Raw genomic sequence first — 16,967 nt, forward strand, 5'->3', positions numbered from 1 at the left:
TTCATTTGTGTGCCTCGCAAGGAGGATTCTTATTTAAAACTTATCTTTTGCAGCTTTCATAAACCGACTTGCGAAAACAAAATCGTTAAGCTCCTGAATGTCGGTATGTGCGATTTCTTTGTTGCTGCCTTCCCAGAATTTCTTTCCTTCATGCAGGAATAAAATATAATCCCCAATGCCCATTACCGAATTCATATCGTGGGTTACCACTATTGTGGTGGTTTTAAACTCTTCAGTAATCTCCTGGATCAGTTCATCAATCACAATGGATGTTTTAGGATCTAAACCAGAATTGGGTTCATCACAAAACAAATATTTGGGATTCATAGAAATGGCACGTGCTATACCCACACGTTTTTTCATACCACCTGAAAGTTCAGCTGGAAATAGTTTGTTTTTCCCTGCCAGATTAACCCGTTCCAGACAGAAGTTAACCCGTTCAATTTTTTCCTTCCGGCTTTGGTCGGTAAACATATTTAAAGGGAACATGATGTTGTCCTCAACCGTCATACTATCAAACAATGCCGATCCCTGAAAAAGCATCCCGATTTCTTTACGAACTTCAATACGCTCTTCGTAAGTCATTGGAGTGAAATCGCGTCCGTCGTAAAGTACCGAGCCTGAATCGGGTTGGTGCAAGCCTACCATGCATTTTAGCAGGGTGGTTTTTCCTGATCCTGATCCGCCAATGATCAGATTGGTCACGCCCTCCTCAAATTTTCCGGAAATGCCTTTTAGTACATCGTTACCGGAGAATGATTTGTATATATCTTTAACTTCGATCATTATAATAACAATTGGGTAACTAAATAATCGCAAACCAGAATGGAAATACAGCTGATTACAACGGCCCTTGTACTTGCCTGAGACACCTCCAAAGCGCCTCCTCTTACATAGAAGCCCTCGTAGGCAGGAACAGAGGTAATGATAAATCCGAACACGAAAGCTTTCACAAGCGCAACCACGATAGTGTAAGGATTGAAATCCGTGGTTATACCCTGAAGATATTCAGCAGGGGTTACTGCCCCTGAAATAGAACCACCAATGTAGCCACCTGAAATACTCAAAAACATAGAAATGATTACGAGCATCGGTACCATTGTGATTCCTGAGATAATTTTTGGAAGAATCAGATATCCCGGGGCATTAATTCCCATGATTTCCAATGCATCAATTTGCTCAGTAACCCGCATAGAGCCTATTTCTGAAGAAATCGCCGAGCCAATTTTACCTGCCAGAACAATTGCACTGATGGTTGGACTCAGCTCCAGAATACTTGAATCACGGTTTACAGAACCAATAATAGTTTTGGGGATAAAGTCGCTTACCAGCTGAAATGCAATTTGCAAAGTCATTACCGCCCCGATAAATGTAGAGATGATTGCAATTAAGCCTAAAGAGCCAACACCAACGTAATCCATTTGCTTGGCTATTTCCTTTAAGTATATTTTTAGTTTTTCCGGCCTTCTAAATACAGATTTTAGAAGCAGGATGTATCTGCCGAAATTGGTAAAATTCATTCTTTATGTGTTGCTTAATTTAAATGAACATATATGATACTACAAAGAAACGATAAAAAAGTTGTTGCTCTTTGATAATTCCAAAATTATTCGTGGTTTTGATTTTAAATATGGTTTTTTGTTAACAAATATTAATCCATAAAAAATGAAAGCTGTAATTACGGGTGCTACTAAAGGAATTGGTAAGGCAATTGCTATCAAACTTTACGAAAATGGCTATGATCTAATCATTGCGGCAAGGAACCTGGATGATCTGGACGAAATGCGCGCCGGATTAATTACCCCTGGAAGGGTAATAGATGTTTATCGGGTAGATTTTTCGGATAAACAGGAGGTATATCATTTCTTAGATCAGATGGAAAAAAACGCCGGTTTTGCTGATGTACTGGTGAATAATGTGGGCACGTTTTTACCGGGAACTTTATTGGACGAAGCGGATGATGCATTCGAAATGCAGCAACACCTGAATGTGAATGCTTCCTATTATATCAGCAAGTTTTTCGGTAAAAAGATGCGCTCAATGCGCAAGGGGCACATTTTTAACATTTGTTCGGTAGCCAGTAATGCGCCCGTAAAAAATGGCGGGAGTTACAGTGTAACAAAAGCAGCGATGTTAAGTCTTAATCATGTATTGCGGCAGGAATTAGCGCCACACCAGGTAAAGGTTACCGCTTTTTTGCCAGGTTCTACAAAAACATCGTCGTGGGAGGGAACTACGATTCCTGATGAGAAGTTTGTGCAGCCTGATGACATTGCAGAAATACTTTACACCATTTTACAGCTGAGTGCTGGCGTAAATGTGGATGAGGTTTTAATGACGCCGCTTGATTTTTAAGTTTACATTTAAAAGTAACGTTATGGAAAAGAAGCTTTTTAGAAATGAACACGATAAGATGGTTGCAGGGGTAGCTTCTGGACTTGCTGAATATCTGCAGGTTGAAGTTACCATCGTAAGGCTACTTTTCGCACTGTCTGTGTTTTTTCTCTTCGGGACAGGCATTGTTGCCTATATTATTTTATGGATTGTTGTTCCGGTAAATAACGACCCTACACGGCGATTCTCAAAATTTAATGATTATTTCAATAAAAACGCAGCGCCATTTGATGCGTCGAATCCTTTCACCGGCCCGGTTGGCGCAGGAAATACGAACTGGACTCAACCAGTGAATGAAGAGCAAAAGAAACCCTTCGAAACACAGCCGGAGTTCAGTAAATTTAATAAACCAAATGACACAGGAAGAACGGTGGCCGGCTTACTGATGCTGGTAATGGGCTGTTTTTTTCTGATGCATCAGCTGGATTTCATTCCTGACTGGTTTACCTTCCGGAATTTCTTTAAGTTTATGTGGCCAATGGTTTTCATTGCATTGGGAATCAGTATTATCGCGAAATCAAAAAGAAAAAACGACTGGGCTAACTTTCAGAATCAGCAAAACCAGGAAAAAGACAAAAAAGCCGCTGATTTTTCTGAAACGGTAATAGTGGAAGAAAAACAGCCTGAAGAAAATAATTCTACATCAACAAACCCTCAATCGTAACTATATATGAAATTAGACAGATTAATATGGGGTATTATATTGCTTTTTATTGGCGGTGTACTCCTTTTGGAAAACTTTGGAATCATTGATTTTTACTGGCGTAATGTTTGGGGATTCTGGCCGATATTTTTGATTATAGGTGGTTTGAATATTTTGTTTAACCGGAATAATTCGCAAACCGGGAGCATCATTTCCATAGCCGTTTTGGTGCTTGCTCTTTCATTCTTGTTTTTTAAAGGTCAGCAAGAGCCTCAAAGAGGAAACTGGTGGGGTAATAATTTCAAAAAAGATATAGATGTTAACGTTGATAATGATCATAACGACGATCAGGATACGGCATTTAATATGTTGAATTTATCTGAGCCGTTGGTTGCTGCTGACAGTGCTAAGAAAACAGTTTTAAATATCTCCGGAGGCGGACTTTCATTCAACCTGGATGGTGAAACATCATCTTTAATCAATGCTGATGTGAAGAAACGTCATGGTAATTTCTCTTTGAAGAAATTGGTGACTGATTCTGCAACTGTGCTTACCTTCAGTATGGACGATCGTAAAAGTAAATGGAAGTTTGGCGATAACGGCAATGATGTGGGTTTTAAGCTGAACAAAAATGCGAACTGGGATATTTTGATGAAATTAGGAGCAGGTGAGGCAAATTTCGATTTCAGTGATTATAAAGTGCGTACCTTCCGTTTTGATGGCGGCGCAGCTGCTTTGGATATCAAATTCGGAGACTTGTTACCGATTACTGATGTGGTTGTAAAATCAGGTGTTGCGAATGTCGAAATTAAAATCCCTGAAAGTTCTGGTTGCAGGATCAAAACCAAAACAGGATTATCTGCAAAAGACTTTGAAGGATTTGAAAAGCTGAGTGAAGGTGTATACGAGACGTCAAACTATAAAACATCAACTAAAAAAATCTTTATCAATTTAGACGGTGGATTAAGTAACTTTGAGGTAAGCAGATATTAAATCACAATCCTTGAATCCTACAAATCCTGATCAATACACCATTGTGGTTAACGGTAAGCCAGAAGGTCCTTACAGTTTAACTGAACTTAAAGATTTAAACATAAAACCAAATACATTTATACGCAAACCAGGTATGGATGATTATAAAGAAGCTCATGCAATGGAAGAATTGCGTGAGCTTCTGGGTTTTACTTTCCAGAAAACCGCACCCCAGTATTTTGCTTCATTTGACCAGCGACTGCTTGCTTCGGTAATTGATCACTTCATGATCTTTGGAATCTATATCGTCATTATTCTGATCAGCTTTATTTTTATTGAGGGCAAAGATCAAAGGATAATGGCTGTTACAACCCCTTTCCCGATGATATTCATTGTAAAGATTATATACAGCATTTTTGCCGAATCATCATTAAGACAAGGCACTCTCGGAAAAAGAATATTGAGTATTAAGGTTACTGACCTTGAAGGAAGCAGGATTTCATTTGGTAAATCTCTTGCCAGAAATCTCTGCCGGATGTTTTCCGTACTACCTCTTTTCTTTGGTTATTTATATTGTTTTCTAAATAAGAAAAACCAGTGCTGGCACGACATAGCTGCTGAGACCTTAGTTGTAAAAGACAGGTTGATATAGCTTTTTGGGCATTCTCTCCTTCAAAATTCTCTCATTCGAAATTCTATCTATATCTTTGCAATTGCATGGAAAATATATTGGCACAGCATGAATTAGGTGGTGGATATTGTAATAGTTTAACGCAGTATTCGAGGTTTTTAACCCGTGAGGTAAAAATTGGTGATATTGCCTTAGGCGGTCATAATCCGATACGTATTCAATCGATGACTACCACTGATACGATGGATACCATTGGCACAGTAGAGCAGACCATCCGCATGGTTGAATCGGGCTGTGAATATGTACGGATTACTGCTCCGAGCATTAAGGAGGCAGAAAATTTAGCCAATATTAAAAAAGAACTGGGCTACCGTGGGTATGATGTTCCGCTGATTGCCGATATACATTTTACGCCTAATGCTGCTGAAATGGCTGCAAGGATTGTTGAAAAGGTACGTGTAAATCCCGGTAACTATGCCGATAAAAAGAAATTCGAAAACCTGGAATACACACAGGATGCCTATAGCGCCGAGCTTGAGCGGATTAACAAAAAGTTTATTCCGCTAATTAAGATCTGTAAGGAATACGGTACGGCTATGCGTATCGGAACCAATCATGGTTCGCTCTCTGACCGGATCATGAGTCATTATGGAGATACGCCACGTGGGATGGTTGAATCTGCAATGGAGTTCATCCGGATGTGCGAAGCAGAGAATTACTATAACCTGGTCATTTCCATGAAAGCCAGTAATACTCAGGTGATGGTACAGGCTTATCGTCTGCTGGTTGAAACCATGATGAAAGAAGGAATGAATTACCCTCTGCACCTGGGGGTAACTGAGGCCGGAGATGGGGAAGATGGAAGGATTAAGTCAGCTGTTGGCATCGGTACTTTGCTGGAAGACGGATTGGGCGATACCATACGTGTTTCTTTAACTGAAGATCCTGAATTTGAAGCACCGGTAGCCAAAGCACTTGCAGACAGATATTCTATTAGGAAAGCAGCACCTGAGGCATTAATCCAGGAATCTGGTTTTACCTCATCAGGTTTACCGCTCGCCTCATCTGTTAAAACTTATTCTCCATATGCTTACTCGCGAAGGATTACTGAAGCTGTTCAGCACATAGGCGGGCACCATCATCCTTCGGTGATGATTGATGTTTCTGGCGAAAACCTTAAAGATCCCTATTTCCTAAGTTCGATTGGTTACCATTACAGCGCTGTTCTGGATAAATATAATCTTTCTGATCAGGCTTGTGATTTAGCATTTCTTGGTGATCATCTGCCTTCATTTTCCTTTCCCGGAAACCTGAAGCAGGTTTACAATTATAAAACCTGGCTTAAATTAAAAGACAAAAAAAACTGTCATCCGTTGTTTTCGTTAGCGGAATTTAACGAAACGGATATGAAGGATGAGTTTTTGAACTTTCTTGAAATTGATGCCAGCAAGTTAAAAGACTTAAAAATTAATCAGTTCACTAATGTTGTCCTGATTCTTAAAACTGCAGCACTCCATGGAATGGCGGAGCAAAGGGCATTTTTTGTAGCACTGCAGGAACGAAATATTCAAGTTCCGGTTATCATAAAAAGAAGCTATAATAGGCTTGATGCGGATACTTTAACATTGTATGCTGCCACAGATTTTGGTGCTTTATTTACCGACGGATTTGGAGATGGAATATGGATAGATGCCCGTGGACATGATTTGTCGCTGATTAATTCTACCAGCTTTGGTATTTTACAGGCCACAAGAACAAGAATCAGTAAAACAGAATATATTTCCTGTCCTAGTTGTGGAAGAACGCTCTTTGATTTGCAGGAAACTACCCAACTTATCCGCTCACGGACTGATCATTTAAAAGGTCTTAAAATCGGGATAATGGGCTGTATTGTTAATGGTCCGGGCGAAATGGCGGATGCGGATTATGGCTATGTGGGTACCGGACCTGATAAGATTACACTTTACCGCGGACAGGAAGTGGTTAAAAAAAATGTAACTACTGCCTTTGCTTTGGATGAGTTGATTAATATTATCAAGGATGATGGTAATTGGGTGGAAAAAGCTTAAAAACATTCCTTCATGAAAATCCTGCAATTTCCAATAATATTTAGTGAATTACGCCGCTTATTAACAGAGCAAGGGCTAACGGGCGGAGAGCTGGTGTATTCCTATTTTTTGCTGGGATTTATTGGGGTAACACTATTTTTGTTCGTAACAATTTTCGTTACCAGACAGGCGTTTATTGCAGCTGTTAAAAGCGCGAAGACTAAACCTGACTGGCAAAATGCCTTGTTTGAATTTAGGGTGTTCAGGGCATTTGCACTTATTTTCGGTGCCTATATTATTTATAACGCAGTTCCCTATGTATTTGTGGACTTCAAAAACTGGCTGTTTTACGCGTTAATTATCTCCAGGATTTACGTGGTTTTAGCAATTATGTTCGCCATAAATGCTTTCCTGAATGCTTTGGTTTCCATCATGGAGTCCTCCAGGAAATACGCAGATAAGCCTGTTAGAAGTTATAAGCAGGTTGCAAAAATTATCATTTATATATTAGGATTTGTTCTGATTCTTTCGATTATCCTGAACGAATCACCTCTTTACATTTTTGGAGGTTTTGGAGCTGTTACTGCAGTTTTTATCCTTGTTTTTCGCGATCCGATCTTAGGTTTCGTCGCTTCAGTGCAGATGAGCGCTATTGATCTGGTTCGGGTGGGCGACTGGATTACAGTTGAAAAATATGGTGCTGACGGGGAGGTAACAGAGATAAATTTAACCACTATTAAGGTGAGGAATTGGGACAAAACTGTAACCATTGTACCAAGTTATGCTATTGTTAGTGAGTCGTTTAAGAACTGGCGGGCAATGGAAGAAAGTGAGGGGAGAAGGATAAAGCGACATATCAACATTAAAATTTCCAGCATTAAGTTTTGCGATGATGAGCTTATTGACCGTTTAAAAACCATTGATTTTTTAAAGGAATATCTGAGCGAAACCCAGCAACACATCGAATTATATAATAAGGAAAACACGGTCGATCCATCAAACCTGGTAAATGGGAGGCATATGACTAATATCGGCACCTTTCGTGTATACGCAGAAAAATACCTCCAAAGTAATCCTTATATCAATACCGACCTCACTTTTATGGTTCGCCAGTTACAAGCAACAGAAAACGGACTTCCAATAGAAATTTACGTATTCTCTAAAGAAAAAGGGCTGAAAAAATTTGAAGAGGTTGCTGCTGACATTTTTGACCATCTACTTGCTGCTGTTCCATATTTCGACCTGGAAATTTTTCAAAGTCCGAGCGGAAGTGATATGCGTGGATTTGTAAGAGGTGGGAACTAAGTTTCATGATCTGCAATTCCCTTTTTAATGGACATTTTACTCATTAAAAAAAATCAAGACCTTTTCACATACTTTAAATAACAGTGGCGGCAAGGTTTCGCTTTTATAAGGATGTGATGCACCGTACACATGATTTGCCCCTTCAATTTTTACAAGCTTGCTATTTGGGTTGGCATCTGCCAGTTTTTGTGCATTTTCGAAAGGAACGTTAACATCATCGTCGCCCTGTACAATTAACCAGGGAATGCTGATTCGTTTAGCGGCCTCCATGATATTTAGTACTTCGTTATTCTTCTCAAAGTCTTCAAGTAATGCAACATTTAAAGGCATTTGTTCTTTCGTTCTTGCATTGGTTACAAAGATTTTCCCATTTTTTTTCCAATCTGCCTCTTGCTCTTTTTTCCAAAGACTATCAAAGGCGGATATGGCACTCCAGGTAATTAATTTTTTAATTCGCACATTGTTTGATGCCTCAATTATAGCTAAGCCGCCCCCGCGGCTGTGTCCGATTAAATTAACTTCGGCCTCTTTTCCATACGCTTTTTCGATGAAATCCAGAACCGCATTCACGTCGAAAAGTTCCTTTGATACGGTGTTATTGGCAAAACTTTCTAAATCTGTAACATCTGCCGGATGCTCAGCAGAAACGCCGCTGTGTGATAAATTGAATTTAAGATAACGATAGCCGTTGGCCGCAAAATACCGTGCAACCAGGTTATGGGCACCCCAATCTTTAAAACCTTTGAAGCCGTGAATGAAGAGCACAATTGGTGTATTTGGGTTTTTATCGTCGAAAGTAATGTCGCCGATGATTAACTTTCCATCTGAACCGCTAAGGCTAAAATCATTTTGTGTAATCATAGTTTAAGGAATTGATATATCATATAAACCTAATAAAGGTGATTTTGTTATTGTATTCGTGTGAGTAGCTCAGCTTTTTGAATCTTTATTGCATCATTGACTATGCCACTGTCAGGGTTAAGCTTCTATTTAAAACCGTTCTAAATTAATGTAAATTACAGATTAATGACGGTGACATGCACCAACCGTATTACTTTTGTATCCCGATAATAGTTAATAACGGAAGCACTTGGAATATTTAAAAGTAATAGCTTTTACGCATCACCACATCGACCTGAAGTCTTTAGGGAAGTTAGTTATTTGTGACCAGAGTTTAGACAGCAGATTGAAAAATATACAAGCTGAACTTCCTGTTAGCGAAATTTTTTATATCGGTACCTGTAACCGGGTAGAGTTTGTTTTTCTGACTAAAGAAAAAACAAACAAAGAATTCGTAACGAAATTCCTCACTGTTCTGGATATGGGTTTGCCTCCTGAGTTTATGGAGCGTTTTCTAGATAACGTTACCGTATATGAGAATGAAGAGGCCTTTAATCACTTGTTGAGAACATCGTGCTCTTTAGAGAGTCTGGTTGTTGGCGAAAAAGAAATCCTTGCTCAGATACGCAGAGCCTATGAAAATTGCCGCGATGCTGGTTTCACTGGCGACTACATGCGCATGATTATGGATAGGGTGGTAAAAACGGCGAAGGAAGTTTATACGCACACTAACATTTCAAAAAATCCTGTTTCTGTAGTTTCGCTGGCCTATCGTAAGCTGAAAGAACTGAACATGTGTGGTAACTCACGTGTCTTAATTATTGGTGCAGGTGAAACCAATCAAAATATTGCCAAATACCTGAATAAACATAAATATTCAAACTTTTCTATTTTCAACCGTACGCTTTCCAAAGCAGAAACACTTGCTGAAGAGTTGAATGGTAAAGCCTATCCTTTAGAAGCTTTAGAACATTTTGATGAGGGCTTTGATGTAATCATCACCTGTACAGGATCAACCGAAGCCATTATCAGCGAGACGCTTTATGCAAAATTGCTGAATGGCGATACTGGCAAAAAAGTAATTGTAGATCTGGCTATTCCTAATGATGTTGCCCCTGCGGTAATTCATAATAATCCTGTTCATTACATCGAGGTAGAATCTTTAAAAGAGGTTGCCCGTAAAAATATTCAGGAGCGCTACAACGAGCTTGTGCATGCTGAAGATATCATTAGCAATAATATCGCTGAATTTTTTACAGTTTTAAAACAACGCCGCATTGAATTGGCTATGCAGGAAGTGCCCCGTAAAATTAAAGAAATCAAGAATACAGCATTAAATGGCGTATTTGCTGATGAAATAAGTCAGATGGATGATGCTTCACGGGAAGTTTTAGAACGTGTGATGAATTACATGGAAAAAAAATGTATCAGCGTTCCAATGATTATGGCCAAAGAAATTCTGGTTAATCAATCTTAATTTATTTCCACATCCACACACTTCGGGCCCTGAAAGACGTCGGTTTAAATCCGTTTTTTCTGACTTTCTATTATACACTAAATCAGCTTTTTTTCTGCTTGTACAGTGTATCTTCTCTCAAAATATCAATTTCAAATTTGTCTGTGAAATCCGGTTATGTTATCGGATAAAGGTTTGATATTTCAATGAATCTGCATAGCTGTGTCATGGAATTGCATATAATGATCTTATCTGTAACCTCACTGTCTCATTTTTAAACAATTCATAGGATAAAGGACTATTTAATTTAAATTTGTAGCTCATTAAAAGTTTATAGTGAAGAAATTAACCATCGGAACACGCGGTAGCGAACTTGCTTTATGGCAGGCAAATCATATTCAGTCAGAGTTGGCTGCAATCGGAATAGAATCGGAAATCAAAATCATAAAGACTCAGGGTGACAAAATTCTGAACTTAAGATTAGATAAATTGGAAGGAAAGGGTTTTTTTACAAAAGAACTTGAAGAGGAACTTCTTGGCGGTACAATTGATCTGGCTGTACATTGCCTAAAAGATTTACCCACTACACATCCTGCCGGGTTAACCATTGCCGCTATACCTCCGCGTGAGGAGGCTACTGAATATCTTTTGATTTTGAAAGATTGTGTAGATGTTTCGCAAAAGCTTTCTTTGAAAAAAGGGGCTATGGTAGGTACCTCGTCGAATAGAAGGAAAGCACAGCTATTAGGTTTACGGTCCGATCTTGAAATAGAAGATTTGCGGGGTAATGTTCCCACCCGTATTCAGAAACTTCGTGATGAGGATTACGACGCGATCATGTTAGCAAAGGCAGGTATCAAGCGGTTAGGTTTAGATGTGAGCGAATTTCATGTAGAAGAACTCGAACCTACCGAATTTGTTCCTGCACCTGCTCAGGGTGCTTTGGCTATTCAAATCCGTGAAAATGATAATGAACTTTTCGAGGCATTGCAAAAACTCCACGATCCGGCAACCGCTGAGGAAGTTGGTGTGGAACGTAAAGTGCTAAATCTTTTTGAAGGTGGCTGCCACATGCCATTAGGTTGCTACTGCAAAAAGGAAGATGGTTTATTCGAAGTGTGGACTTCCAAAGCTGAAACGGCTGAAGATTTTCCGGAACGTTTATTTGTGCGTTCGGAAACTACCGATGGATTGTCGGAAAAAATTGTCGCCAAATTTGATAAGAATAGAAAAAAACCTTCAAAGGTTTTTATCTCCCGCGAAATTGGCGAACATAGTTATTTCCGCAAAGCCCTGGAAAATAATGATATAGAAATTGAGGGCCGTTCATTGATCCGGACTTTTCCCATCGTGACTGTTTTAGATCAGTTTATATTAAAGAATATCGATTGGATTTTCTTCAGTAGCAGGAACAGTGTGGAGTATTTCTTTAACCTGAAGCCTCAGTTGCCTAAGAAAACACAATTTGGTGTGGTGGGCCGGGGATCGGAAGATGCTTTACGAAAATTCAACCATTTCGCCGATTTTGTTGGTTCAAGTGGCGACATTAGAGAGGTTGCCGAGGATTTCGCAAAACTGGTTTCAGGAAAGAATATACTGTTTCCAAGAGCGCAGGATTCTTTACAGTCTATTCAAAAATCCCTGCCAGCAGATGCAAAAGTGATTGATTTGCCGATTTATGAAACCGTGATTGAAGAAAACATAGATCAGAGTTATGCAGACGTACTGATTTTTACCAGTCCATCTAATGTTGATGCTTATTTCGCCGATAATTTACTGGAGCCCGGGCAACAGGTAGTGGCTATAGGTAATTCTACCGGAAAGAAATTTGACGAGATGGGTGTTAAATACACCCTTCCATACTCGCCAGATGAGATTGGATTAGCAGAAGCTGTTTTTGGAATAGATATGAAATAGAGGTAATGCCTCAAAGGCTGCATGCTCACTGCTGAGCAAAAATAATCTGAGTTCAATAATAAGTTGATCAGCTCTCGAAAATAAATACTTGATATTAATTAGAATATGTTACATCGTCCGAGAAGATTGAGGAAGAATCCACTGGTAAGAGAGATGGTAGCCGAAACCCGACTATCTAAAGATATGTTTGTTTACCCCTATTTTGTGGTACCAGGAACGAATGTTACACATGCCATTGATGCAATGCCGGGCGTTAACCGTTATTCGGTTGATACGCTTGTAAAGGATGTAGAATCAGGATTAAAGAGAGGCCTGAACAAGGTGATGCTTTTTGGTGTTGGTGATGAGAAGTCGGCCGATGCAAAATCTGCATATCATGATCATTCTCTGGTACCAACAGCAGTTCGTGAACTTAAGAAACAATTTGGTGAAGATTTGTATGTGATTACTGACGTATGCGTTTGTTCATACACCACTCACGGACATTGTGGAATTATGGAGAACGATTATGTTCAAAATGATAAAACTGTTGATGTGATTGCCAAAATGGCTTTAAGCCACGCTCAGGCAGGTGCCGATATGTTTGCACCTTCGGATATGATGGATGGTAGAATTGAGGCGATGCGGAATTTGCTGGATGATAATGGATTTGTAAATGCAGCGATCATGAGCCATGCTACCAAATTTGCTTCTGCGTACTATGGACCGTTTAGAGAAGCAGCCGATTGTACGCCAAGTAAAGGAGATCGGAAAGCCTATCAGATGGATTTTAGAAACCCTTTGGAGGCCCTACGTGAAGCGCAACTGGACGAACAGGAAGGTGCAGATGTGTTAATGGTTAAACCTGGGTTAGCTTATCTCGACATAATTCAGCGGTTAAAGCAGGATACTAACTTACCAATAGCTGTTTACAATGTTTCCGGAGAGTATTCAATGGTCAAAGCAGCTGCTGAACGCGGTTGGATTGACGAACAGAAGGTTGTAATGGAAACCATGCATGCTTTTGCGAGAGCGGGTGCCAGTATAATTACTACCTACCATATTAAAGATATTTTAAACAATGAGTGGCTATAAGGGTGCAAGCCTGAATGGTTTCAGGTTTTGCTTCCTGAGCCTTTTGCCTTCTACCTTTCAACCTTCAACCTTAGAAAAATGTTAGATTCAATAAAAAAAATGTTTTCGGGCAACGAAGCCGATATCCCTGTAAATACCGGGAGTAAACCTGATATTTCACGAGTGAAATCAGCTGAATTGTATGAGAAGTCGAAAACCTATTTCCCTGGTGGGGTGAATTCACCGGTACGGGCATTTAAATCTGTTTATGGCACACCTCTGTTTATTGAAAAAGGCGATGGTTGTTTCATCTGGGATGCTGACGGCAATCAGTTTATTGACTTTTGTGGAAGCTGGGGACCTTTGATCCTTGGACATAACAACCCGAAAATCAGAGAGAAAGTTACAGAGGTGATGCAAAACGGAATGAGTTTTGGTGCGCCAACGGCTTTGGAAAATGAACTCGCGGAGTTGATCATAAAAAATAATCGCTTTGTAGAAAAAATTCGTTTTACAAGTTCGGGTACTGAAGCCGTGATGTCGGCTATTCGCTTAGCAAGAGGCTTTACAGGCAGGGATAAAATATTGAAGTTTGAAGGATGCTATCACGGTCACAGTGATTCGCTTTTGGTGAAGGCTGGTTCCGGACTGGTTACTTTCGGAGAAACATCGTCTGCAGGCGTTCCAAAGTCTTTTGCAGAAGAAACTATTGTCATTCCGCTAAATGATACTACGGCAATTGAACAGGCTTTTTCACAGTTTAAAGACCAGATTGCTGCAGTAATAATTGAAGGTATTCCTGCAAACAATGGTTTAATTATTCAGGATGAAGATTACATTCAGTTTCTTCGTAAAATTTGTACAGATAATAATTCTCTTTTGATTTTTGATGAGGTGATTACAGGTTTTCGGGTTGGTTTTGAAGGCGCAGCAGCATATTATGGCATTACGCCGGACATAGTTACCTACGGAAAAATTATCGGTGGGGGACTTCCTGTTGGGATGTACGGTGCTTCGGCGGAAATTATGGCGCATATTTCTCCTGATGGAGGGGTATATCAAGCCGGTACCTTGTCTGGTAACCCGGTTGCTATGGCTGCAGGTATTGCCACGTTAACCGAGCTTAATAGATCTGGTTTCTACAAAGATCTGAACGCAAAAGCGCAGGAATTTGTGGCAAGCATACAACGCTTCGCTACAGCCAGGAACTATAAGTTTAAAGTTTTCACTATTGGCTCTATCTTTTGGTTCGCCTTCACTGATAAGGATAAAATTCAATCGGCTGATGATATTGATGCCAATAGCATGGAAAAATTTAAAATCATGCACCGCGAGTTACTAAACAGAGGCATATACTTAGGGCCATCGGGATATGAAGTAGGTTTTGTATCTTCAGCACATACAAAGATAGAGCTCGAGAAAGCTAAGAGGGCAATTTTTGAGGCGCTTGATCTCGTGTTTAAAAAATAATGGTCCAACAATGATCTTAACCGGCCTCAACCCGAAATAATGAAAAAATCAATTATCATATTTTATGCGTTACTGCTTTATGCCCTGGTTCAGCTCATTTCCTGGGGCACATTAGTAGTGCGTTTACAACCGAGCCGCATGACCATGATTATGGGTGAGGGTTCAGTGTTTTTGTTTTTGCTTTGTATAGGGGGATATTTCCTGCATCAATCATTAAAACGCGAAGATAAATTAAGAGAACAGCAGCAGAATTTCCTGATGTCAATTACTCATGAACTGAAATCTCCTTTGGCTGCAATTAAACTTTCTATCCAGACGATTGTTAAAAGAGATTTAGATAAAGCACGACAGGTTTCATTGTTAAATAATTCATTGAAGGATATTGAACGTTTAGATGATCTGGTGGAGAACATGCTGTTGGCAACAAAGATTGAAAACCGGTCTTATACTTTCCCGAAAGAGGAATTCAACTTTTCTGAACTGGTTTATAAAATAACAGATCGTTTGCAGGTTCATTCTTGTGGAAACGAACAATTGATAAATGCCCAGATTCAGCCAAATTTGCAGATTATGGGTGACAAATTTGCCTTATCGTCAGTAGTGACCAATTTGATTGAGAATGCGGTAAAATATTCAAGTCCATGTGATGAGATAAATGTGCTTTTAGATAAAGTTGACGGGCATATTCAGTTAAGTGTAATTGATAAAGGGCCTGGTATTTCAGATGCCGAAAAAATGTTGATATTTGATAAGTTTTACCGCGTTGGTAATGAGAATGTCAGGAAAGCGAAAGGAACAGGTTTAGGCTTGTTTATTGTGAAAGAGGTTTTACAATACCATGATGCAGATATTACAGTAAAAGACAATTTGCCTCAGGGGAGTATTTTTGAAGTAACATTTAGTTAATCTCCATTATGTCACAAAAATTAAGAATTCTATTGGTAGAAGACGAGGATCACTTGTTAGATGCTATTAAACTAAACCTCGAACTTGAGGGTTATAAAGTTCACGCCGTTAAAGATGGCAAAACCGCTCTTAAAGTATTTAAGGAAGAACGTTTCAATCTAATCGTTTTAGATGTTATGCTTCCTGAAATGGATGGTTTCCAGGTTTGTGAGACAATCCGTTTAGAGAATGCTGAAGTACCTATTATGTTTTTAACCGCAAAAAATACATCGGAAGACCGCGTATTAGGATTGAAAAAGGGGGCTGACGATTATCTGGTTAAGCCTTTTAACCTAGAAGAACTTATTCTTCGTGTGGGGATTTTGGTTAAACGTAGTTTGAAAGCTGATGATCTGAAAGAACTGAACTCCTATAAAATTGGTGATAAAACCATTTATTTCAACTCTTTTGAACTTAAACATGATGACGGGACCATTACCCCGTTAACCAAAAAGGAAACCATGCTGTTAAAGCTTTTAATTGAGCGTAAAAATGAGGCTGTTTCCCGCGAACAAATTCTGGAGACAGTTTGGAATTATGATGTTTATCCGTCAACGAGAACGATTGACAATTTCATTTTAACTTTCCGTAAGTATTTCGAACCGGATCAAAAAAATCCTGTTTATTTCCATTCTATCCGTGGGGTAGGTTATAAATTCACTGATATTCATTAATGTACAATAATAAGGGTAGGTATGCTTTAATGGCTGTTTTTATTGCAGCTGCTTTGGTTTGCCTTTATTACGAACAATACCAGCTGGCTGCTTTGGCAGCCTTCTTGTTTGGATTTACCATCTGGAGCCACTTCAGGCACAGTTCAGTATTAATGGCTTCCAAACATTTTAAAAATAATGAGTTTGGTAAAGCTCAACTCCTGCTTGATGAAGTGGTGAGCCCGGAACGATTGGCTAAAAGCCGCAGAGGCTACTACGAGTTTATGAAAGGCAATATGGCCTTGAAAGAGGAAGAATGGGACAAGGCTGAGTATCATTTTCAACTGGCAAGCCGTTTTCCGGTAGGAGGCAAAACCCAAAAGGGATATGTGCTGATTCACCTGGCAAATCTGGCTTTGCGTAAAAAAGATAAAGAAAGGGCAGAGGCTTATGTTAAGCTTGCAAAAGAGCTTGCTGAAACAGCGCGTTCAAAAGATATCATCGTTAAGATTGAAAAGGAATTAAGCAGATTATAATATTCAAATTGTCATTTTGAGAAACGAAGTACCCGTTTAGGAATAAAAAGGTATTTCGTTTTTTTTTATTTTATACCTTTGCGGAATTACAATTTTAAGAATTA

Annotated in this window: 16 protein-coding genes; 13 read left to right on the forward strand and 3 right to left on the reverse strand. The window is 39.3% G+C overall.

Going from position 1 to position 16,967, the window contains the following annotated elements; all coding sequences use genetic code 11:
• Positions 1-33 precede the first annotated feature (33 nt).
• Together R2Q80_RS12875 and R2Q80_RS12880 are read right to left on the reverse strand one after the other, a co-directional pair.
• Complete coding sequence (locus tag R2Q80_RS12875; protein ID WP_316799993.1) at positions 34-786, reverse strand: ABC transporter ATP-binding protein; 753 nt, start codon at positions 784-786, stop codon at positions 34-36.
• Positions 786-1,520 carry an ABC transporter permease gene (locus R2Q80_RS12880; RefSeq protein ID WP_316799994.1) on the reverse strand — a complete coding sequence of 245 codons (735 nt, stop codon included), beginning with the start codon at positions 1,518-1,520 and terminating at the stop codon, positions 786-788. The genes R2Q80_RS12875 and R2Q80_RS12880 overlap by 1 nt, the downstream gene beginning before the upstream one ends.
• 145 nt (positions 1,521-1,665) lie before the next feature.
• Here R2Q80_RS12880 and R2Q80_RS12885 point away from each other — a divergent pair, with 145 nt between their 5' ends.
• The 6 genes from R2Q80_RS12885 to R2Q80_RS12910 all read left to right on the forward strand — a co-directional run bounded on the left by R2Q80_RS12885 (position 1,666) and on the right by R2Q80_RS12910 (position 7,993).
• On the forward strand, positions 1,666-2,355 hold the full coding sequence (locus R2Q80_RS12885; protein ID WP_316799995.1) for an SDR family oxidoreductase: 690 nt from the start codon (positions 1,666-1,668) through the stop codon (positions 2,353-2,355).
• A gap of 22 nt (positions 2,356-2,377) precedes the next feature.
• Complete coding sequence (locus tag R2Q80_RS12890) at positions 2,378-3,058, forward strand: PspC domain-containing protein (protein WP_316799996.1); 681 nt, start codon at positions 2,378-2,380, stop codon at positions 3,056-3,058.
• A 6-nt stretch (positions 3,059-3,064) separates the two neighbouring features.
• The gene (locus tag R2Q80_RS12895; protein WP_316799997.1) at positions 3,065-4,030 is read left to right on the forward strand and encodes a LiaF transmembrane domain-containing protein; all 966 of its coding nucleotides are present in this window, start codon (positions 3,065-3,067) and stop codon (positions 4,028-4,030) included.
• Between the two features lie 10 nt (positions 4,031-4,040).
• On the forward strand, positions 4,041-4,661 hold the full coding sequence (locus R2Q80_RS12900) for an RDD family protein (RefSeq protein WP_316799998.1): 621 nt from the start codon (positions 4,041-4,043) through the stop codon (positions 4,659-4,661).
• Positions 4,662-4,726: 65 nt separating this feature from the next.
• Positions 4,727-6,709 carry a (E)-4-hydroxy-3-methylbut-2-enyl-diphosphate synthase gene (ispG, locus tag R2Q80_RS12905; protein WP_316799999.1) on the forward strand — a complete coding sequence of 661 codons (1,983 nt, stop codon included), beginning with the start codon at positions 4,727-4,729 and terminating at the stop codon, positions 6,707-6,709.
• Between the two features lie 12 nt (positions 6,710-6,721).
• Complete coding sequence (locus R2Q80_RS12910) at positions 6,722-7,993, forward strand: mechanosensitive ion channel family protein (RefSeq protein ID WP_316800000.1); 1,272 nt, start codon at positions 6,722-6,724, stop codon at positions 7,991-7,993.
• 36 nt (positions 7,994-8,029) lie between these two features.
• Here R2Q80_RS12910 and R2Q80_RS12915 read toward each other — a convergent pair whose 3' ends face one another.
• Positions 8,030-8,854 (reverse strand): alpha/beta hydrolase, encoded by an 825-nt coding sequence (locus R2Q80_RS12915; RefSeq protein ID WP_316800001.1) that lies wholly within the window; start codon positions 8,852-8,854, stop codon positions 8,030-8,032.
• Positions 8,855-9,083: 229 nt separating this feature from the next.
• On the opposite strand from R2Q80_RS12915, the gene hemA reads away from it, so the two are divergent.
• The 7 genes from hemA to R2Q80_RS12950 all read left to right on the forward strand — a co-directional run bounded on the left by hemA (position 9,084) and on the right by R2Q80_RS12950 (position 16,863).
• On the forward strand, positions 9,084-10,310 hold the full coding sequence (gene hemA / locus R2Q80_RS12920; protein ID WP_047798656.1) for a glutamyl-tRNA reductase: 1,227 nt from the start codon (positions 9,084-9,086) through the stop codon (positions 10,308-10,310).
• Between the two features lie 315 nt (positions 10,311-10,625).
• On the forward strand, positions 10,626-12,206 hold the full coding sequence (hemC, locus tag R2Q80_RS12925; protein ID WP_316800002.1) for a hydroxymethylbilane synthase: 1,581 nt from the start codon (positions 10,626-10,628) through the stop codon (positions 12,204-12,206).
• Between the two features lie 105 nt (positions 12,207-12,311).
• On the forward strand, positions 12,312-13,280 hold the full coding sequence (hemB, locus tag R2Q80_RS12930; RefSeq protein WP_316800003.1) for a porphobilinogen synthase: 969 nt from the start codon (positions 12,312-12,314) through the stop codon (positions 13,278-13,280).
• Positions 13,281-13,358: 78 nt separating this feature from the next.
• Positions 13,359-14,729 carry a glutamate-1-semialdehyde 2,1-aminomutase gene (gene hemL, locus R2Q80_RS12935; RefSeq protein WP_316800004.1) on the forward strand — a complete coding sequence of 457 codons (1,371 nt, stop codon included), beginning with the start codon at positions 13,359-13,361 and terminating at the stop codon, positions 14,727-14,729.
• Between the two features lie 39 nt (positions 14,730-14,768).
• Complete coding sequence (locus tag R2Q80_RS12940) at positions 14,769-15,635, forward strand: sensor histidine kinase (protein WP_316800005.1); 867 nt, start codon at positions 14,769-14,771, stop codon at positions 15,633-15,635.
• An 8-nt stretch (positions 15,636-15,643) separates the two neighbouring features.
• Complete coding sequence (locus tag R2Q80_RS12945) at positions 15,644-16,348, forward strand: response regulator transcription factor (RefSeq protein WP_047798652.1); 705 nt, start codon at positions 15,644-15,646, stop codon at positions 16,346-16,348.
• The gene (locus R2Q80_RS12950; protein ID WP_316800006.1) at positions 16,348-16,863 is read left to right on the forward strand and encodes a hypothetical protein; all 516 of its coding nucleotides are present in this window, start codon (positions 16,348-16,350) and stop codon (positions 16,861-16,863) included. The genes R2Q80_RS12945 and R2Q80_RS12950 overlap by 1 nt, the downstream gene beginning before the upstream one ends.
• Positions 16,864-16,967: the final 104 nt, after the last annotated feature.

The sequence above is a fragment of the Pedobacter frigidisoli genome (genome assembly GCF_032678525.1).
Taxonomy (GTDB): domain Bacteria; phylum Bacteroidota; class Bacteroidia; order Sphingobacteriales; family Sphingobacteriaceae; genus Pedobacter; species Pedobacter frigidisoli_A.